Genomic DNA, 19,869 nt, shown 5'->3' with positions numbered 1-19,869 from the left:
GTGGTCAATCCAGCCACTCATTTTCAGCAGCTAAGGCAGCACATTCGGGACGAGCTTGCTGCTGTCATTGATTTTGATGCCGCCTGTATCACAACCATCGATCCAGCCACTCTCCTCTCGACAGGTTCCTACACTGATGAACCGATTGAAGAAATTCATGACCAGCTCTTTCAAAATGAATTTTTAAAAAAGGACGTGCATCAGCATGAGTTTCTAGCCAAAGGCCCTATTCATGCTGCGAGTCTCGTCCAAAGCGGAGAATATCTGAGCAGCGAGCGCTATCTGCATATTTTGATACCTAACGGTTGGTCTGATGAATTGCGGGCAGCCCTTGTGATTCAAGGAGAATGCTGGGGTATCGCCAGCCTTTATCGTCAACAGGGCAAGGAACCTTTTCAGAAGCGAGATATACAAGCAGTCATCGATCTAACACCGTCACTTGCAGCCAAGCTGAGAGATGAGCTTTTCAAAAAAAGGGACACTGAAGATGATGATGCGGCGGAGCAGCAAGGATTTCTCATTCTTTCAACTCATTACAAGCTTCTTTATGGAAATGAGACAGGGCTCCATTGGCTTCGTACATTTCAAGCCTTTGAGCAAATCCATGACCAAGCCGTCATGCCCCGCCCGTTCAGAGCATTAGGCGCTAAACTTTTATACGGCGGCACCGATCAAACAGCAGCAAGCATCACAAGAATGCCTACGGGGGTCTTTCTTTCCCTTCAAGCCTTTCGATTGGCGCAGGCTGACAGGCAGGAGGAGGCTGTCATGATTCACATCAAACGAGCCCAAACAAATGATATTCTTCCTTATGCAGCGAAAACGTACAAGCTGACAGAAAGAGAGATGAACGTCCTCGACTGCTTATTAAAGGGCCAGTCGACAAAGGAAATTGCGAGTACGTTATATATTTCACCCCATACCGTTCATGATCATGTGAAAGCGATGCTGCAAAAGACGAATTTAAGCAGCAGACGTATGCTTGTTTACTTTTTCTCCAATATATAAAAAAGCGGCTGCCGCACTGGCAGACCGCTCTTTTCTTATTTTCCTAAAACCAGCTCATGCAGGACATGTGCTACTCCGGCTTCATTATTAGATTTTGTTACAACATCAGCTACGGCTTTGACATCATCAATGGCATTTCCCATAGCGACGCCGCAGCCCGCAAACTCTAGCATTGAGACGTCGTTCCCGTTATCCCCAATAGCCATGACTTCTTCACGAGGAATTCCCAGCTCCTTCGCTAGAAGCTTCACGGCATTTCCCTTACTCACATCAGGATGCAGGATTTCAAGGAAGAAATCTGTACTTTTCACCATCATATACTTTTCCTTCACTTCAGATGGAATGGCTTGTATCGTTTTTTCCAAACGTTCTGGCTGATCAATATACATCATTTTGGGAAGTCTCATCGATGAATCTGCCTCTTCAACAGGCATATATTTCAGCGGCAGTTTTGTTAAATAGGATTCAAGCACTGTGTATTCGCTAATATCGCGATTCGGTGTGTATAAATTGGCTGAATCGAAATAATGCATCGGCGTGTCCAGCTGACGGCTCAATTCATATAACGAAGTTAAGTCATCATAGGATAATGTCAGCTCTGACACCACTTCATTTGTATGGCTGTTTTGAACAAGCGCTCCATTATAGGCGATCACATAATCTCCCTCTTGATCAAGCTGAAGATCAGCTAAATAGCGATTTACACCGCCAATTGGCCGGCCTGTACATAAAACAATTTTAATTCCTTCTGCCTTAGCCTGTTGAATGGCTTCAAACACTTCATCCGGCACCATATGTTGATCATTTAATAACGTACCATCCATATCAATTGCGACTAATTTATACATTCACTGGTCCCCTTTTCTCAGCAAAAACGTGCTGTCACTATTTTGAGCCACCATTACGATGATGACAGGTTATTTCATTACTATTTACCTATTTTAGCCTATCGTTTTTTCTTCACGCTGTCTACTTGTTCTTATCTGTAACAAATATCACATGAGTCTACTCTATTATAACGCATTCTATTCATCGTGCTGATCACCCATTTGAAACAAGTAAAACAGAACAATTGTCCACCACTATAGAATGTTTTGAAACGAGTAAATCTAATTGTATGATGAATAGCAAAGAAAGGAGGTGCAGGGAATGATTACGTTTACGAGAGGTAAATTGTCAAAAATGTCTGGTGTACATATTGAAACCATTCGTTTTTACGAAAATGAGGGAGTGCTCCCAGAGCCAAAGAGAGCACATAACGGCTATCGTCTATATGATAAAAAATATGTACTCATGCTATCATTTATCACCGAAGCGAGAAAGCTAGATTTCTCCCTTAAAGAAATTCGTGAAATTATCAAATCACTTTTCGAAAAACAGTCAAAAACAGAAGCTGAACAGCTGCTCGAGCAAAAAGTCGAAGATATCCAGCACTCTATTCAAGAGTTAAAAAAAAGGAAGGCTGCCATTCAATTGTTAACAAAGCAAACATTAGCAAACATCAGCTGATTGTAAGGGCTGCCAAAGGTGTGCCGGTGTTGATCACTGGCACACTTCGCTCATGTATCTCAGTACACGTTCAATGAAAACATCGGTTATACTAGAGTCAGCTTAAACGAGTGGAAGGGGTTTTGAGAATGAACATCGCAACCATCGGAACAGGTATCATTGTGGAAGGCTTCCTGCAAGCGATTGAACAGCTCGACGGTGCTTCTTGTCACGCTGTCTATTCAAGAAAGGAAGCAACGGCAAAGAAGCTCGCAGACAAATTTGGGGTGCAGACAACTTATACGGATCTAACTGCTATGCTAGAAGATCCTCACGTAGAAGCCGTTTACATCGCATCACCGAATCGTTTACATAGCGAGCATGCAACGAAAGCATTGAAACACGGAAAACATGTGATATGCGAAAAGCCTTTCACCTCTAATGTGAAAGAGCTGAAAGCCTTAATCGCTCTCGCAAAGGAAAAGCAGCTTCTCCTATTTGAAGCCATTACGACCGTTCATATGCCAAACTATCATTTGATCAAAAAGCACCTTCATCAATTAGGTAAAATCAAACTGGTTCAATGCAACTATAGTCAATATTCAAGCAAATATAATCAGCTGCTAGCCGGCGAAACGCCAAATGTCTTTAACCCTGAGTTCTCTGGAGGAGCGCTGATGGATATTAATATCTATAATGTCCATTTCATCATGAACCTCTTTGGATCACCAGAGCAAGTCCGATATCAGGCAAACCGCCATCCAAACGGTATTGACACATCTGGTGTTTTGACGTTCACTTACAATGATTTTATTGCGACAAGTGTCGGCAGTAAGGATACAAGCAGCATGAACTTTGCATTGATTCAAGGAGAAAAAGGCTTCATTCATGTGAAAAATGGGGCGAATGGGTGCGAGGAAGTGCTGCTGCATGTTGATGACAGGGTCATCTCACTCAATGCACAAACGAATCCAAATCGGCTGTTTTATGAAGCAGAAGCTTTCCAGCAGATCATTGAAACAAAAAATCATGAACAGTGCTATGCATGGCTTGATGAAAGTCTCTCCGTGATGAAAGTTCTTGATGCCGCAAGAAAAGATGCAGGTATTGTTTTCCCAGCAGATCAATTTTAATGAAAAAACCGCCTTCTATGAGAGGGCGGTTTTTGACGATTAAATACTCTTTGAATACGCCACAAGACGCTGAGACATGTGATTCACTTCATCGACTGAAGCATTCACCTGCTCTGTTAAAGCAGCCTGAGTTTGCGTAAGAGCTGTCATATTCGAGATATTTTCAAGAATTTCATCAATTTGTGTTTTCATTTCCGTTAAACTAGATTCGATATTTTCCGTTGCATTGGCACTATGTAGCGCCAGCTTCCGTACTTCATCTGCAACAACAGAGAATCCGCGGCCCTGTTCACCAGCTCTAGCTGCTTCAATTGCAGCATTTAGACCAAGCAGGTTCGTTTGGTTCGCCACTTCTTTGATTAAGTCAGAAATATTTTTCGTCTCATCAGCACTATTTTTTGCTAGATTTGCGGCAGACGTTGACTGCTCTTGAGCAACAGCAAGCTCCTGTGCTTGATTTGTCACAGAGCTAATGCCCGATACCATCTCACTAATAGAACTTGAAAGCTGTTCTACTTGTGAAGCCATTTCATTCGCTGTTTTCTCTTTGTTTTTTTCTAACGTGATATCACGAATGGTTCCTGCCACACGAAGAGGCACACCTTTTTCATCACGAATGGTTTCACCACCGGCATGATACCAGCGGTACTCCCCATTTTTGCGCTGCAATCTGTAATCAATATCAAACGGTGTACGTCCAGAGTGATCATTTAAATGATCTGCAAAAGCTTGGAGAGCCATTTCTTGATCCTCAGGATGCAGACGATCGCTCCAGCTGCTCAGTACATTCGGGAAATCTTTTTCGTCTGTAAAGCCAAGCGTTTTTCTGAACTGCGGAGACCACCAGAATTCGTTATTTGGATTGACTGGATCGCCTGCCTCTACCACCATGTCCCAAGGAGCTTCGACAAGCGCACGGTTGATTAAGTCATATCTTGTGACAAATGCTTGCAGCTCTTCTTCTTTCAATTTCTGATCATGAATATCAAAAAGAGCTCCCGCCACACGAAGAGGGACACCATTTCGATCACGAACGGTCGTTCCAGTTGCTTTGAACCAGCGATAATCTCCGTTTTTTAACTTTAAGCGATATTCGATATCATACGGCGTACGCCCTGAATGATCCAATAAATGCGAAGAAAATGCATCTAATGTATATTCTTGTTCATCCGGATGTATTCGAGATGCCCAGCTGTCTAATAGATTGGGGAAATCTTGCTCATTTTGAAAGCCGAGCATTTTGCGGAATTCATCCGTCCATGTGAATTCATTTTTTGGATTGACTGGATCTCCAGCGATGACGACCATATCCCATAAGCCAACTTGAATGGCTTTTGTCACTAATTCCACCCGCATTTGAATATTTTCATGTGCTTCCTGCATCTTTTGCAAAGCTTCATTGATTTGTGCCACTGCTTCAATCGTTTGGCTAGAAGAAAATGCAGCAGTATCTAATCTTGCTGAAAGGTCTCCTTTTTCGATTCTTTCTATTAATTGGCTGCTTTCACTCAGAAGGATTTCAGCCGATGAATCATTTGCTTTTCTCTTAAACATCTTTCATAACTCCTTTCAACTCTAACGTTCTTGAAATATTTTACAGTTATAAACAATTCTTTATTAGGACTTTAGTAATACAAATGATATATCGACAAAAACTGAAAATTGTTTATGTCATAAATAAGGCAAATGTTCATTTATTTGAAGTTTCGTTTTTAGAATATGGATGAAATAAGGGAATTATGGATATAAATATATGTTTTGATAGAATCAACCTCTATTTTTGTCTGAAAAATCTCTTTTTTTATATTGACACTGACGTCTTGAAAAAAGAAAATGGAACATAAGCATTTTTAAAAAAGGAGAACGTCATGAGCGCGAATCAGGAGCAACAAGAATTAAAAAAGCTTTTATCACCGCGTCACATTCGCATGATTGCGATGGGCGGGGTCATTGGTACAGGAATCTTTAAAGGAAGTGCCGATACAATTGGTTTAGCAGGTCCTGGGGTCATTTTTTCCTATGTATTTGCCGGATTGCTGCTCCTCATTGTGATGGCAGCATTAGCCGAAATGGCCATTGTGTATCCGGGAAATAATCTTCGCGACCTTATACAAATTGCGCTTGGTCAACGTTTTTCATTTGTCGTCGGCTGGGTTTACTGTTTTATGTGGCTCACTGTATGTGTCATTGAGATTATTGCAGCTGGCAGTCTGCTTCAATACTGGCTGCCGAACGTGCCGCTATGGTCACTATGTTTACTTTGCTCACTCTTAGTCATCGGAATTAACTTAAATAATGTAAAATACTTTGGTGAAATTGAGTTTTGGTTCGCTGGAATGAAGATTTTCGTTATTATTGTCTTTATTATTCTCGGTGCAGCATTATTATTTGGGATCATTCCAAACGAACAAAGCACACCAGCGCTTACCAACTATCAAAACTTCGTCCCGAATGGATGGGGTGCGATCTTTGCATCACTTTTAGTGGTTATTTTCTCTTATGGAGGCTCTGAATTGATTGGGCTGACCATTACTGAAACAAAGGATGCGGAGAAGGTTCTGCCTGGAGTAGTCAAAAGTATGATGTGGCGGATTATCTTATTTTACACATTGCCGATTTTGATTATCTGCGGCCTTATTCCTTGGAATCAAATTGACCCAAATAACAGTCCTTTTGTCCAAGTCTTTTCTGCTGCTGGTATGCAGGGCGCCTCTCACTTCATTAATTTCGTCTTGATTACAGCCGTTCTATCTGCGGCGAATTCCGGAATTTATGGAACGACGAGGATGATTCATTCTCTGGCTAAATCAGATGGCGGTCCGAAAAAACTGGCACAGGTCAACAAAAGAGGCGTACCCATTTTAAGTTTATGGGTTACCGTTCTATTTCTTCTCATCGGAACATTTTTTGCTTACTTATATCCAGACCAAATTTTCAGCTACATGCTGGCTATTCCTGGTTTTGCTGTTTCACTCATTTGGATCAGCATTTGTATGGCACATCTGAAACTGCGTCCAAAGTATCCACAGGAGCCATATTTCAAGGTGTGGCTGTTTCCGTATCTAACTTTATTTGCAGGTCTTGTACTCAGTTTGAGCTTTGTTTTGTTCCTATTCAGACAAGAAAACCTGCCTAGCTCCATTATCAGCATTGGTTTCTTAGTCGCTGCCATCATCGCTTCATTCTTAATGAAAAAGAAGGCTTAAACGCCAAAACCCGCCGAATTGGCGGGTTTTTTTATGAGCTGCTATCTTCTGTTACCTCAAAATCAATCGACGCTTTTGGAATGCCGTTGATGATAATCGTTAAAGTATGGGTTCCCTCATAGTGCTTTCTCGTCGTCATATTTTGAAAGGACTGTGATCTGACGAATTCTCTATGTAACGCTGAACTTGTTTCAAATTCTGTGATTTTAAATACCTTTTGATTGCGGGTACCCCGAGCTTTGACATAGTCTATGGCATACTCTATACGCAGCTTTAGTGGCTTAGCGGCATGAAGTGTAAATTGAAAGGTCATTTTCTCTCCAATACGAATAGGGTCTTGCACTACCTTCAAATCTGTTACTTGAACAGATGGATCATCCCCATAGCCAAACAAAGCCATGATATCAGGATCACCCTTTTTTAGTAAGGTACGAGATGCATGTTTGATGATCCAGTTCGTATGTTCATTCGTTCCATACCAGCTTTTAGCCGTCTTCTTCATCAGATCAGGCTGAATCGCTGAAATGTCATTTAAGTGGTTCGCTACACTTTTTTGCACATAGCGCGCTGGGTCCGACTTCAAGTTTTCTAAAATAGGCCGCGTAACCGAAGGATCCTTTTTAAGTGCAGGAACAGTTAATCCCCATGGCAAACGTGGTCTGCATCCTTCACTAGCCAGCCGCCGAATATGCTCATTTTGATTCTGTGACCATACAAGCATTTGCGCCAGCATTTTGTCTTGATCCTGAATCAGAAAAGGCCGAACGGCAAATTCAGAAGTGGAAAAAGGCGTAAAGAATTCGAGCGCCTTGATCGAGATATCCCAATGTGCTAGACCGTACATTTCGACGTAGTCTGGAAATACAAGCGCACTAAGTCCTGAAAAATGCAGGGCTGTCTGACGCAGCACCTCAATGGCCTGCTCATAATCCTTAGGCAGACAGGCATGCATCGATTCAGTGACTCTTCTCATTCTGCCTTTTAACTCAAGCTGCTGCCAATCCTTTTGAAACACAAGCCGCTGGAATTCTCCAGCATCAAACCCAGTCGACGCTTGTGCAAGTTTCTCCGCTAATTCTTCAATAAATAATTCATGATAAACGTGTTTTAATGGTTCGATCGTGTCCGCCTCCCGCTTCTCAATATCTTTATTTTACCCCAATCTGAAAGAGGTGGTATTGTCAAAAGCAAAAACAGCCCAATTCCGAAGAATCAGGCTGTTGCGTTTCACTATATAAACATATTAATGATCATAATAAATGCAATGGCACTAACAGAAATGATCGTCTCCATAGCCGTCCATGTCAAAAACGTTTCTTTAATGGTCATACCAAAATACTCTTTGATCAGCCAAAAACCAGAGTCATTGACGTGAGACAAAATCAATGAACCCGCCCCTGTAGCTAACACTAGGAGCTCTCTGCTCACATCCGGCATAGATGCAGCAATCGGTGCGACAATACCAGCTGCGGTCATCATGGAGACCGTAGCAGATCCTGTTGCCACACGAATAACCGCAGCAATCAGCCAGCTAAGCAAAATTGGCGAGATCGGCGAGTGTTTGGCTAAATCTGCAATATAATCACCAACACCCGAATCGATGAGCACATTATTGAAAGCCCCGCCTGCTCCAATGACAAGCAGAATAGAAGCAATCGGTCCTAAGCACTCATTACTAAAGGAAAGCACCCGGTCACGGCTCATCCCTTGCACAAAGCCAAGACTGAAGAAAGAATACACCGTTGCAATCAGCAGTGCTGTAATTGGATCTCCAATGTACTTAAATACCTGATACCAAATATTGTCCTCTGGTAAAATAATATCCGCCAGTGTGGCAAGAAGCATTAGAATCACTGGCACCAAAATCGTAAACATCGTATTTGCAAAGCCGGGAAGTTTTCGATCTTCATTGCGTTCAGTAAATTGCTTTCTCAGCAGCTCTGGAACTGGTTTATGAATCCGCTTTCCAATCCACTTTCCATACAGCGGCCCAGCAATAATAGCTGTCGGCAAACCGACAATAATGGAAAAGAAAATGGTTTTCCCCACGTTGGCATGATAGATGCCGACAGCTGCCATGGCAGCTGGATGAGGCGGCACAAGACCGTGAACGACAGACAAGCCAGCAATGAGCGAAATCCCAATTGTCACGAGCGAGATGCCCGTTTCAATCGCAATCGTAAACAATAAAGGAATGAGAAGAACGAATCCGACCTGGAAAAAGACAGGTATTCCCACAATAAAGGCAACAAACATCATCGCCCAATGCACATTTTTTGTCCCAAACCGGCCGATTAATGTGTGAGCGATCCGCTCAGCTCCACCTGATTCAGCCATCATTTTCCCAAGCATGGTTCCAAGCGCTAGAACTATGGCCAGCAATGATAACGTATTGCCTAACCCCGTTTTGATGGATTGAATAATTTCCTGCAGGTCCATCCCTGTGGCAAAGCCGACTAACATAGAGGTAATAATTAAACTCACAAACGGATTCAACTTAGCAACTGTTATGAGGATGAGTAAAAGGACAATTGCGGCAATCACGATGAATAAAAGCATGCTCTCCCACCTTTTCCCTGATGTTTAATGATTTTGTTTTAATTGCAGCGCACTAATGACATCAAATTCATCCTTGAGTTTGTCATAGAGACGCTCATATAAGTAAAACAGTTCTATGTATGTTTCATTGTTCTCCATATTTGGTTCATGACGGGCAGAGATTCGAATCCAATCTTGGACCTCTTCTATCTCTTCCATATAACCTAAACTATGAAGTGCGAGGACAGCCGCCCCAAGTGCTGATGCCTCGTAGCTTTCTGGGACAAGTACTTCCCTGCCCATCGTATCCGCTAAAATTTGCCGCCACAGCGGAGATCGCGCAAATCCGCCCGACGCCCTGACATCCTTTGCTGAACCGGTTAAATCCCTTAAGGCAACACCGATTGAGAAAACACTCATAATGACGCCTTCTAACACAGCTCTTATAAAATGCTCCCGCTTATGCTGAAGACCGATCCCAAAGAAAGTGCCTCTCGCATTTGGATTCCAATAAGGTGCACGCTCACCTGTTAAAAATGGCAGAAACAGCAGTCCCTCTGAGCCGGCTGGAACTTTTTTCGCAATATCAATCATCAGGTCGTAAGGGTCCACTCCAAGACGCTTTGCTACCTCAACCTCCGAGGATCCAAATTCATCCTTCAGCCATCTGAGCATAATCCCGCCATTATTCGTCGGTCCTCCAACCACCCAATGCTTATCAGTCAACGCATAGCAGAACGTTCTTGATTGTTCATCTGTTATTGGTTTGTCCACGACCGTACGGACTGCACCGCTTGTCCCAATCGTGACAGCCACCTCACCTTTTCCAATCGCTCCCACACCTAAGTTCGCTAGAACCCCATCATTCGCACCAACAACAAATGGTGTATCTTCCGCAATGCCCATTCGCAGGGCGATCTCTGGCTGAATCCCTCTCAGCTGATATGTCGTGGGAACAAGTTCAGACAATTGATCAGCTTCAATTCCAGCAATACGCAGCGCCTGCTCATCCCATTGAAGCGTTTCCAAACGGAACAGTCCCGTTGCTGAAGCGATTGAATAATCGACGACATACTGACCGAAGAAATGATAAAGAATATATTCTTTGATGGAAATGAATTTCGCTGCCTTCTTGAAGACATCAGGTGCCATTTCCTTGATCCACCGTATTTTTGAAAGCGGTGACATTGGATGGATCGGTGTACCGGTTCTTTTATACACTTGGAAGCCGTCCATGTCTGAAGTGATTCGCTTCGCTTGTTCTGCACTTCTGTTATCTGCCCAAATGATACTGTTCGTTAACGCCTTGCCATGCTTATCCATCACAATCAAGGAATGCATCGCTGTACTAATCCCGACGCCTATGAGATGTTTTGCATCAAATGCTGCTTTCGTCAACGCACCTCTGACACTTGCAATGACGGCTTCTAATATATGTTCAGGGTCCTGTTCAACCCATGCTGGCTGGGGCTGAATGAGATCATAAGGAACCGAATGCTTTGCTATCACTTTCCCCTGTGGTCCAAACAGAACCGCCTTTGTACTTGTTGTTCCAATATCCAAACCAATTACCGCCTGGTTTCCCTTCATCTGTATCACGCCCAATCATTGATTTGAAATCATATTTTATTGTTTTGATATACCTGTTAAATCCCATTATAGGAATAATTTTTTCGACATTCAACGACTAAAAAGAAAATTATTTTCACTTAAAAGCTCAAAATCGTTACCACAACGGCATTTTTCACTAATAGAAAAATTTATTTTTGAAACCATTACACCCTTTTTTGTGAAATGGTTTCTCTCATTTGTTTTAAATTGGTTAAAGTTTCCTGCTGTCTTAAGTGAGCAAGTGCAAAGTATAGTACGTCAATGACAGTGAGCTGAGCAAGTCTTGCAGACATCGCTTCTGTTCGAAAAGCCGTTTCCTGCGTCGAAGTATACAATGTGACATCGGCAAGCTGGCTCAATGGAGAGCGCTGATAGCTTGTAATACCGATGGTTTTCGCTCCTTTTTCCTTTGCTGTTTTCATTGCATCGAGTAAATCTTTATTACGGCCAGAATGAGATATACCAATTACTGTACTGTGCTGGTCGAGAAGACCGGCAGACATCGCTTGAAAATGAGAATCGGTGTGAACAATACAGTTGATGCCTGTCCTCATAAATTTATGAAAAGCGTCTGTTGCAATGAGTCCGGACCCGCCACTCCCATAAAACTCTAAGCGCTTTGCTTCATGAATGATTTGAATGGCTTTTTCTACATCCTCTGGATTCAGTAATTGAAAGCTATCCTTTAATGCAGATATATTCGCCTGAAAAACCTTTTGCATAAAAACGGCCGTATCATCATCAAGACTCATTTCTTCATCTACATAATCAGGCTTTGTTTGATCTATTTCCTGGGCAATTGCAATCTTCAAATCTTGAAAGCCCTCAAATCCAAGCCTTTTACAAAGACGAAAAATCGTTGCCTCTGAACTCGCTGTTTTTTTGGCAAGCTCAACAATAGACAAATGAATAATGTCGCCAGGTTCACTCGTAATATGTTCTGCAATTCCTTTCAGTTTTGGCGGCAATCCTCTGCTTGCTGCTCGTATTTTTTCAATACTACTTAAACTGACAGAAGCCAATTGACTTCACTCCTTCCTTATTCATGTGAGCGTATACATTTCCTCATGTTCCCATCTTATAAAAAAGAAGCCTGTTTGCACAGACTTCTCTTTTTATGAATTCATCGTTTTGATCAATAAATCAAAAAAGATTTACTCAAAATTTTATAATATACACTTTTAGCTCAACAATCTACCACATTATTTTTAACTTCATTTTCTGTATTTCTTTCTAGGAATCTTAAGCATTTTACCCTTATTTCTTCTAAACTATCACTTAATTCATGTGGTATTAAACTTTCTACATCTTCAAGTTCTGTTCCCAAATGAAGTATATTTATCAGTTCTTCATTTATCCCTTTCTTTTTTAAAACATCGATTGTTCGTGGACTGAACATGAGCTTTTCCGCTTCTTCTATAGTGATTAAACCTTCTTTTAGCGATATGATTATACCAATGATATTTATAACAATAATCCTATCTAAATCTTCATGTGAAGAATATCTTAGTTCTATTTTATTCATAAATCATTTCACACTCCAACCTTTTTTAACTTTCACATCATACACCAACCCAGATTTACTTTGAAAATAATGTACAGAAACCTTTTTTCCGTCTTTATAGCCATCTTTATATACTTTTTTCCAAGTCCCTCCTTCAATCTGTTTTAACTCAGATAACAACTTCTTATTATTTACTGTAACTTTTTTAGTTCCATTTTGAACAGCTTTAAAACCAGCAGGATATTTAGGGGCATATTTTATTGATTTATACAAATGTTTACTTGCTTTCACCCCGTTTACAAAAATAGTCCGGATGACAAGACCCCATACAGCATCGGCTTCTTTATAACCAATTTGGACACTTTTGTCTCTTGAAGAAGCCTCTCGATTAATATTGAATGTTATAGACGGTGAAAATAACGATACAATTAAAGTAAAAATAATGAGAAAAGGAATACGTCTTTTCAATTTAAATTACCTCCTAATATTAACTATATAAAACACAATATAACATACTAGGAACGTTATAACTATTTCATTCTGTAGAAAATTAAAATGAATCTTTATACTGTTTAAAAGATATCTCTATCTTTTAAAATCTTATTTATTACAATATAAATTCATAAAGTAATGAATAAAATCTAGCGCAATTGACAATATCATTTAACCTACCGAAATATTAAAAGGCCCTTTTCAACTCATTTTTTCATAAAATCGAAATGGTATGATTCTTCTGAATCTTTTCCCCGCTTCACTCGTATATACTAAAAGAGTGATTGATTTGAAAGGAGATCTGTTTGTGGGATATATTTTGTTATTTTCGGTTGTGATCGGTCTTGTCTTGACCCTTTTGCTCACACCGCTCAGGTTGATCGTTAGAAAGAAAGGAACAAAGCAGCAGGTGCCGCTCATGTGGATTGCAGGCCTTGCTTTGCTGTTTATGATCGGTATTTTTGTTTTCTATTACATTACCAATTTAGACCGTAACCCTTCATCTCTATGGCTGATTGGACTTGTTGTAACAGCAGCAGGCGCCTTTTTGTCAGTTGGATTGGAGCGTAAAATCAAAGGCGTGCTGTTTCTTATTCTATTGCTGCTCGGTGTTTACATGGCGACAGCTTTTCTATTCAATGCGAATGAGAAATTCGATGTCTCCAAAATGGAGCAAAAAGTAGAAATCAAAGCATTTGATGAAAAAGAAACACCTGCGAGTGTGCCGCCTCAATTTGCTCGGAACAAAATGAAGAAATCGTTCGGACAGGTGCCAAACACAAGCTACTATGAGCTTGGCAACTTGCAAATTCAGAAGGTCAACGGTGAGTATGTATACATCGCTCCAGTGGAGTTCTCGGACTTCTTTAAATGGATTCGTGCAGGCAGCACGCCGGGTTACTTTACATTAAGTGCGACCGACTCCTCTGCTAATCCAAAGTTCGTGAAGACGGAGATGGTCTATACGCCTTCCTCCTATTTCAACAAAGAAATTGAGCGGCATATCCGTCTCCAGTACCCAGATTTAATATTCTACGGCGGCACACAGCTGGAAATCAATGATGACGGCAAGCCTTATTACATTCAAACATATGGCGATTTCATCTCTGCCCGAAACGGCTTTAAAGCTTCCGGTGTCGTCGTTGTTGATGCCAAAACAGGTGCGACGAAGAAATATGCTCTAGATCAAGTACCTGCCTTTATCGACGGTGCTGTTTCACCAGAGGCGGTCAGTCTGCAAAACAGCTATTTCGGAAACTATATTCACGGATTCTGGAATAGTATGTTTGGAAAGTCAGATGTCAAGCTGCCTTCCGATGAAGGAACGGAAGCCAATGTGAGCCCGGTATTTGATTCAAAAGGAGATATGTATTACTTCACAGATTTCACAAGTCCGAAAGAGGGCGTTGATTCCATGCTCGGATATGCCCTGACAAATGCCCGGACAGGAAAAGCGACTTATTATACCGGAAATCTTGAAGAATCCTATATGGATTCTCAGGGCGCTCTGCAAATTATTGAGAAACGATTCATCGAGAAGAAATGGAAAGGCCGCATGCCGATTCTCTATAATTTCTATGGGGAAGCCAGCTGGCTCACACCTGTTCTCGATTCAAATGGGTTCCTGCAAAACTATTTTATCGTTTCTGCAGCCAATCCAGAAATCGCTGCGTACGCTTCTACACCAAATGAAGCACTGAGAGCCTATAAGACAGCTCTTCAAAAAGGCGGCGGTACTGTTAACAGTTCCTCTAAACAAGAAAAGAAAGAAGCGGCAGGGAAGGTCAAACGAGTCTACAAAGAAAAAACCGGTGATTATACAACCGTCACCTTCCTGCTAGACGATGGGAAAAGCTACACTATGTCATCTGAAAAAGAACCTCTCGTCATTTATTTAAAAGAGAACGATCAGGTCACCATGAAATACACAGATACAGGTGAGATCTTCCTTCCAGTCGATGAAATCAAAATTAAAGGGTTATAAAAAAGAAGCTTCTCCTACTGAGGAGAAGCTTCTTCTTTCTCTTTCCTTAACAATTCAACGAGCAATTCCTTATTTTTATTTCCCCCGGTCATCGGTGACTCGACATAGGAGAACTTTCGTTTGAAATCCATGCCTCTCACAGAAATAACAGCCAATTCACCGCCAATGCTGCCTCGCTGGAGGACATATTTAGATAAAACAGAAAGACCCATTCCATGGATCACAGCTTCTTTAATCGCTTGATTGCTGCTAAAGGTTACAAAGGTTCGTGCTTTCAGTCCATTTGATTTTAGGACATGCTGTAAATATTCTCCTGTCCCTGATCCCTCTTCTCTCGTAATCCATGTTTCGTTTTGTAATTGATCAATGGTGACATCTTTTTTCTTGGCAAAAGGATGATCTAATGGCGCCACAATATAAAGTTCGTCCTCTAGAAAAGTTTCTACAGAAAGCTCCCTGTCATTGGTCTGTCCCTCGATCAACCCGATGTCGACATGGAATAAACGGACATGTCTGGCGATTGCCTCTGTATTATCAATGACCACCTCAATATCAACATGCGGATAGAGCTGATGAAACTCCGCCAATATTTGCGGCAGCACATACTCACCAATTGTGAAGCTCGCCCCGATGGTCAGCTTTCCTCTTGCCAGGTGATGATGCTCATAAATGTCCTGCTTCGCCTGTTCATAGAGACGAATGATTTGTTTTGATCGATGGTACAGCATATCCCCAGTTGGTGTAACGGTTAATTGCTTTGGTGAACGATTCAGCAGAACGGTCTGGAATTCCTGCTCCAAGTTCTTAATATGAAGACTGACACTTGGCTGAGAAATCCGCAGCTTTTGGGCTGCTTTTGTAAAGTTCTTCTCCTCCACCACTGTCACAAATGTCTTCAGTGCATCGTAATACATCGGTCCCTCTCCTATCAGAAATCTTAATCCAACACCTTACCTATATATATCTTACTAATTCCTTTCCAGCACGTAAAGAACCGCCTAAACGAAAACAATTTAATAAAAATATTTACTAATTTTTTTAAAGACTCTATACTAAGAGGAGATATTTTCTATAGGAGGTGCTGATTTGGCAGCTAAAATAAAGGACATTGCAGAAAAAGCAGGCTTATCCATTGCAACGGTATCTCGCGTACTGAACCAAGATCCCAACCTATCTGTCACCGATCAAACACGCGAAAAAGTATATGCCGCCGCAGAAGCTTTGTCCTACCAAAAGAAGACATTCAAACATTCATTAAAAAAAATCGCCTTTCTCTATTGGATGACCGAAAAGGAAGAGCTTGAAGATATTTATTTTAAATCCATTCGACTCGGTATTGAGGAACTCACCAATACTCGGAGCTTAAATGTCACCGCTTACAATCCGTCTGATGGGCTACATTCCATTGATTCTGCTACAGAAGGAATCATCGCCATCGGCCGCTTTAAAACGTCAGAGCTTGACCAATTATATGCGATCACTCCGCATATTGTCTTTATTGATACAACGCCTGATGAAGACCGTTTTGATTCTGTAAAACCGAACCTGAAACGAATTGTTGAAAAGATCATCGATTCCTTTATCGAAAAAGAGCACCAATCCATTGGATTCATTGGCGGTACAGACCTTGATCTCAATACGAACGTGCACATTCCAGATATTCGTGAAACGACTTTCCGTGAATACATGCTGGCCCGCCATATGCTTGATGAGCGATTGGTCTATATCGGCCACCATTTCTCAGTAGATGAAGGCTATTCGCTGATGATGAAGGCGATCGACGAGCTTGGTGATGATCTGCCCACCGCTTTTTGTGTCGCTAGTGACCCTCTTGCCATCGGCTGCTTACAAGCATTAAATGAGCGAGGATTTTCTCTGCCGAACCGCGTCAGCGTCTTTAGTATCAACGATATTCATGTGTCTCAATATGTGTCGCCGCCGCTCACCACGTATCATATCCATACGTCATTACTTTGTGAGACAGCGATCGATTTACTTTTAGAAAGACTTGTGGACGGCAGAACATTGCCTAAAACTGTGCTGATTGCCTCAGAGCCTGTCTTTCGGAAAAGCACCATATAAACAAACTGGAAGTCCTGCCAAAGTGGAGGGCTTCTTTTCTCTCTATACGAGTAAAAAATTTTACTTAATAAATTTAATAAAATATGTTTACTTTTTTTACTTAAGTTGATATTCTCACATTAAGAAAGCGTTTTCTTATCATCTGTGAAAAAAGAACGAGAGGGGATTACCAATGAAAAAGGGAAAATGGGCGACATTATCAGCAGTCGTTGGTACTGCTGTGCTTCTGCTTTCAGCATGCGGGCCAGGAGATGACAATTCAAGCGGGACACAGCCAGCATCTACAGGTACAAAGACCTTGCTAGTATGGGAGGATGTCAAAAAGTCTGATGGGATTCAAGACGCTGTAAAAGAATTTGAAAAACAAAACGATGTGAAAATCAAAGTGGTCGAAAAAGCGTATGCCGACCAAATCGAAGCTCTCCGCCTTGATGGAGCAGCCGGGACAGGCCCAGACGTCATCACGATGCCTCACGATCAAATTGGATCAGCTGTCACTGAGGGACTGTTACAGGAAATCAAGCCTGATCAAAAAGTGATCAATTCCTTTACAGACGAATCCATTCAATCACAAACGGTAGACGGCAAGCTGTATGGCCTTCCTAAATCCGTTGAAACGACAGTGCTTTTCTATAACAAAGACCTTGTCAAAAAGGCACCGACTACACTTGATGGCTGGTATGACCTTTCGAAAAAGCTGACAAAAGACGGGAAATACGGTTTTGTTGCGAAATGGGATGAAATTTACTATGCCCAAAGTGTATTAGGAGGATCAGGGGGCTATATTTTCAAACAGAAAAGCGATGGCTCCTATGATGTGAATGATATTGGACTGAACAACGATGGCGCGGTTGAAGGCGGAAAATACATTCAAACATTCTTTAGCGAAGGACTTTTCCCTAAAGGCATCATTGGTGAACAAGGAATCAATGTCCTCAACTCCTTATTCACAGAGAAAAAGGCGGCAGCTGTCATTTCTGGGCCATGGTCATTTGGTCCATATAAAGAAGCTGGAATTGACTATGGCGTAACAGAGCTGCCAACACTCCCTAATGGAAAGCATATGAGCTCATTCTTAGGTGTAAAGAGCTACAACGTCTCCTCTTATTCTAAAAATAAAGACCTTGCTGAGAAATTTGTTGAGTTTATCACGAATGAAAAAAATTCGAAGAAGCGATTCGAAGTGACAGAGGAAATTCCACCAGTGAAAAAGCTGATGAAAGATCCAATCATTACTAAAAACGCAAATGCGGATGCTGTTTCAAAACAAACAAAATATGCCACGCTGACACCGAATACCCCTGAAATGGCAGAGGTATGGAAGCCGATTGACAGCGCATTAGGTCTCATTGCAACAGGCCGGACAGATGTGAAAAAGGCATTTGATGATGCCGTCAATCAAATCGACTCTCAAATTAAAGCAAACCATTCTAAATAATCATCAAACACGGGTAGCCTTTAAGTCTATCAAGCTGCCCGTATTTGAGCTAATTTCATATGAAGTAGGTGTTAGACGTGACGGGTAACCTTGAACTAGACCGCACACACATAGTGGAATCAAAGACACACCGGAGACGGGCGCTAATGTTCTCCTTAATACCCGGGATGGGGCAGATTTACAACAAGCAGTACGGCAAAGGGGCACTTTTTTTCCTGTTCGGTGTTTCTTTTTTCATCGTATTTTATGATTTATTCAATATTGGCTTCTGGGGGCTGTTCACACTTGGTACGATGCTGCCTCGTGACAACTCTGTTTTTCTTTTGGCAAAAGGGATTATTGCGCTGTTAACAGCTGGTTTTGGTATCGGCTTTTACGTACTCATGATGCGTGATGCTTTTATGAACGGAAAGAAACGTGATCAAGGAGTTCCGCTCCATTCCATCCGAGCTCAATATCATCAGCTGATCGACCAAGGCTTTCCTTACTTAATGAGCACTCCTGCTTTCTTTTTACTTCTTTTTTCTGTTGTCTTTCCTATTATGTTCAGCTTTGCGCTTGCCTTTACGAACTACGATTTATACCACTCGCCTCCTGCCAATCTGATCGATTGGGTAGGGATCAAGAACTTTCAAAATATCTTTTCAATTGATATTTGGAGAGACACTTTCATTGATGTACTTGGCTGGACCGTTGTATGGACGTTGGCTGCTTCGACCCTTCAATGTGCCATCGGCATCTTTCTAGCGGTTCTGCTCAATCAGAAGGATTTAAAAGGCAAACGGTTTTTTAGAACGATTTTGATTCTTCCTTGGGCTGTTCCAGGTTTTGTGACCATTTTGGTGTTTGCCGGACTGTTCAACGATACATTTGGAGCCATTAACAACACACTTTTTGCATCGATTGGAATTGATCCAAAACCATGGCTGACAGATCCATTTTGGAGCAAAATTGCCCTCATTGCGATGCAGACTTGGCTTGGATTTCCTTTTGTTTTCATTATGACAACCGGTGTTTTGCAAGCAATTCCAGAGGATCTATACGAAGCTGCGACCATTGATGGGGCAAACTTCTTTCAGAAATTCCGGTCCATCACGTTACCGCTTGTCCTTTATTCCATTGCGCCTATATTAATCACGCAATATACGTTTAACTTTAACAACTTTAATATCATCTACTTATTTAATGGCGGAGGACCGCCTGTCGCTGGCTCAACTGCTGGGGGAACGGACATCTTGGTTTCTTGGATTTACAAACTCACGATGCAGTCTTCTCAATATGCACTCGCTGCCGCTGTCACGATCTTACTTTCGATCTTTGTCATCGCCATTGCACTCTGGCAGTTTAAGAGAACGAATTCATTCAAAGAGGAGGACATGATGTGA

At 41.7% G+C, this 19,869-nt stretch carries 17 protein-coding genes; 8 read left to right on the top strand and 9 right to left on the bottom strand.

What is annotated here, in order from left to right; translation table 11 throughout:
• Entirely contained in the window at positions 1-1,008 is a 1,008-nt protein-coding gene (locus AAZR19_RS06970) for a helix-turn-helix transcriptional regulator (protein ID WP_041108461.1), read from the top strand.
• Between the two features lie 35 nt (positions 1,009-1,043).
• Here the strand turns inward: AAZR19_RS06970 and yidA are convergent, their stop codons facing one another.
• Positions 1,044-1,856: a sugar-phosphatase gene (gene yidA, locus AAZR19_RS06965; RefSeq protein ID WP_024423947.1), complete on the bottom strand. Its 813-nt coding sequence runs from the start codon at positions 1,854-1,856 to the stop codon at positions 1,044-1,046.
• A gap of 301 nt (positions 1,857-2,157) precedes the next feature.
• On the opposite strand from yidA, the gene AAZR19_RS06960 reads away from it, so the two are divergent.
• Positions 2,158-2,517, top strand: a complete 360-nt coding sequence (locus tag AAZR19_RS06960) for a MerR family transcriptional regulator (RefSeq protein WP_039182663.1) — start codon at positions 2,158-2,160, stop codon at positions 2,515-2,517.
• Positions 2,518-2,645: 128 nt separating this feature from the next.
• Positions 2,646-3,629 (top strand): Gfo/Idh/MocA family protein, encoded by a 984-nt coding sequence (locus AAZR19_RS06955; RefSeq protein WP_041108463.1) that lies wholly within the window; start codon positions 2,646-2,648, stop codon positions 3,627-3,629.
• A 39-nt stretch (positions 3,630-3,668) separates the two neighbouring features.
• On the opposite strand, the gene AAZR19_RS06950 is transcribed toward AAZR19_RS06955, so the two are convergent.
• Positions 3,669-5,183, bottom strand: coding sequence for a methyl-accepting chemotaxis protein (locus AAZR19_RS06950; protein WP_041108465.1), 1,515 nt, complete (start codon positions 5,181-5,183; stop codon positions 3,669-3,671).
• Positions 5,184-5,497: 314 nt separating this feature from the next.
• Between AAZR19_RS06950 and AAZR19_RS06945 the strand changes: the two genes are divergently transcribed.
• Positions 5,498-6,835 carry an amino acid permease gene (locus tag AAZR19_RS06945; RefSeq protein WP_041108467.1) on the top strand — a complete coding sequence of 446 codons (1,338 nt, stop codon included), beginning with the start codon at positions 5,498-5,500 and terminating at the stop codon, positions 6,833-6,835.
• Positions 6,836-6,866: 31 nt separating this feature from the next.
• Here AAZR19_RS06945 and AAZR19_RS06940 read toward each other — a convergent pair whose 3' ends face one another.
• From AAZR19_RS06940 to AAZR19_RS06915, 6 genes are all read right to left on the bottom strand, one after another.
• A complete protein-coding gene (locus tag AAZR19_RS06940; protein WP_434702897.1) occupies positions 6,867-7,955 on the bottom strand; it encodes a hypothetical protein in 1,089 nt (362 codons plus the stop codon).
• A gap of 110 nt (positions 7,956-8,065) precedes the next feature.
• A complete protein-coding gene (locus AAZR19_RS06935; RefSeq protein WP_024423953.1) occupies positions 8,066-9,394 on the bottom strand; it encodes a GntP family permease in 1,329 nt (442 codons plus the stop codon).
• Between the two features lie 24 nt (positions 9,395-9,418).
• A complete protein-coding gene (gntK, locus tag AAZR19_RS06930; protein WP_041105753.1) occupies positions 9,419-10,963 on the bottom strand; it encodes a gluconokinase in 1,545 nt (514 codons plus the stop codon).
• Positions 10,964-11,148: 185 nt separating this feature from the next.
• The gene (locus tag AAZR19_RS06925; RefSeq protein WP_024423955.1) at positions 11,149-12,006 is read right to left on the bottom strand and encodes a MurR/RpiR family transcriptional regulator; all 858 of its coding nucleotides are present in this window, start codon (positions 12,004-12,006) and stop codon (positions 11,149-11,151) included.
• A gap of 164 nt (positions 12,007-12,170) precedes the next feature.
• A complete protein-coding gene (locus AAZR19_RS06920) occupies positions 12,171-12,509 on the bottom strand; it encodes a DUF3969 family protein (RefSeq protein ID WP_052462922.1) in 339 nt (112 codons plus the stop codon).
• A gap of 3 nt (positions 12,510-12,512) precedes the next feature.
• Positions 12,513-12,956, bottom strand: coding sequence for a hypothetical protein (locus AAZR19_RS06915; RefSeq protein ID WP_041105755.1), 444 nt, complete (start codon positions 12,954-12,956; stop codon positions 12,513-12,515).
• Positions 12,957-13,287: 331 nt separating this feature from the next.
• Between AAZR19_RS06915 and AAZR19_RS06910 the strand changes: the two genes are divergently transcribed.
• Positions 13,288-14,964 (top strand): hypothetical protein, encoded by a 1,677-nt coding sequence (locus AAZR19_RS06910; RefSeq protein WP_226015263.1) that lies wholly within the window; start codon positions 13,288-13,290, stop codon positions 14,962-14,964.
• Between the two features lie 14 nt (positions 14,965-14,978).
• Here the strand turns inward: AAZR19_RS06910 and AAZR19_RS06905 are convergent, their stop codons facing one another.
• On the bottom strand, positions 14,979-15,878 hold the full coding sequence (locus AAZR19_RS06905; protein ID WP_226015458.1) for a LysR family transcriptional regulator: 900 nt from the start codon (positions 15,876-15,878) through the stop codon (positions 14,979-14,981).
• 172 nt (positions 15,879-16,050) lie between these two features.
• On the opposite strand from AAZR19_RS06905, the gene AAZR19_RS06900 reads away from it, so the two are divergent.
• The 3 genes from AAZR19_RS06900 (at position 16,051) to AAZR19_RS06890 (ending at position 19,869) form a co-directional block, all read left to right on the top strand.
• Complete coding sequence (locus AAZR19_RS06900; RefSeq protein WP_044334886.1) at positions 16,051-17,046, top strand: LacI family DNA-binding transcriptional regulator; 996 nt, start codon at positions 16,051-16,053, stop codon at positions 17,044-17,046.
• Between the two features lie 172 nt (positions 17,047-17,218).
• Positions 17,219-18,484 carry an extracellular solute-binding protein gene (locus AAZR19_RS06895; RefSeq protein WP_434702697.1) on the top strand — a complete coding sequence of 422 codons (1,266 nt, stop codon included), beginning with the start codon at positions 17,219-17,221 and terminating at the stop codon, positions 18,482-18,484.
• 146 nt (positions 18,485-18,630) lie between these two features.
• Complete coding sequence (locus AAZR19_RS06890; protein ID WP_095409952.1) at positions 18,631-19,869, top strand: carbohydrate ABC transporter permease; 1,239 nt, start codon at positions 18,631-18,633, stop codon at positions 19,867-19,869.

Source organism: Bacillus sp. Je.9.29.b (assembly GCF_051129925.1).
In the GTDB taxonomy this organism is placed as follows: Bacteria; Bacillota; Bacilli; order Bacillales; family Bacillaceae; genus Bacillus; species Bacillus safensis.
Note: the sequence above shows the minus strand (reverse complement) of the source record. Positions and strands in the feature narration are given on the sequence as shown.

What these genes read in the sequence shown, in the direction of transcription:
- AAZR19_RS06935 (WP_024423953.1), bottom strand. Translation starts at nt 9,394, where the DNA reads ATGCTTTTATTCATCGTGATTGCCGCAATTGTCCTTTTACTCATCCTC.
- AAZR19_RS06890 (WP_095409952.1), top strand. Translation starts at nt 18,631, where the DNA reads ATGTTCTCCTTAATACCCGGGATGGGGCAGATTTACAACAAGCAGTAC.
- AAZR19_RS06905 (WP_226015458.1), bottom strand. Translation starts at nt 15,878, where the DNA reads ATGTATTACGATGCACTGAAGACATTTGTGACAGTGGTGGAGGAGAAG.
- AAZR19_RS06950 (WP_041108465.1), bottom strand. Translation starts at nt 5,183, where the DNA reads ATGTTTAAGAGAAAAGCAAATGATTCATCGGCTGAAATCCTTCTGAGT.
- yidA (WP_024423947.1), bottom strand. Translation starts at nt 1,856, where the DNA reads ATGTATAAATTAGTCGCAATTGATATGGATGGTACGTTATTAAATGAT.
- AAZR19_RS06955 (WP_041108463.1), top strand. Translation starts at nt 2,646, where the DNA reads ATGAACATCGCAACCATCGGAACAGGTATCATTGTGGAAGGCTTCCTG.
- AAZR19_RS06895 (WP_434702697.1), top strand. Translation starts at nt 17,219, where the DNA reads ATGAAAAAGGGAAAATGGGCGACATTATCAGCAGTCGTTGGTACTGCT.
- AAZR19_RS06945 (WP_041108467.1), top strand. Translation starts at nt 5,498, where the DNA reads ATGAGCGCGAATCAGGAGCAACAAGAATTAAAAAAGCTTTTATCACCG.
- AAZR19_RS06960 (WP_039182663.1), top strand. Translation starts at nt 2,158, where the DNA reads ATGATTACGTTTACGAGAGGTAAATTGTCAAAAATGTCTGGTGTACAT.
- AAZR19_RS06920 (WP_052462922.1), bottom strand. Translation starts at nt 12,509, where the DNA reads ATGAATAAAATAGAACTAAGATATTCTTCACATGAAGATTTAGATAGG.
- gntK (WP_041105753.1), bottom strand. Translation starts at nt 10,963, where the DNA reads ATGAAGGGAAACCAGGCGGTAATTGGTTTGGATATTGGAACAACAAGT.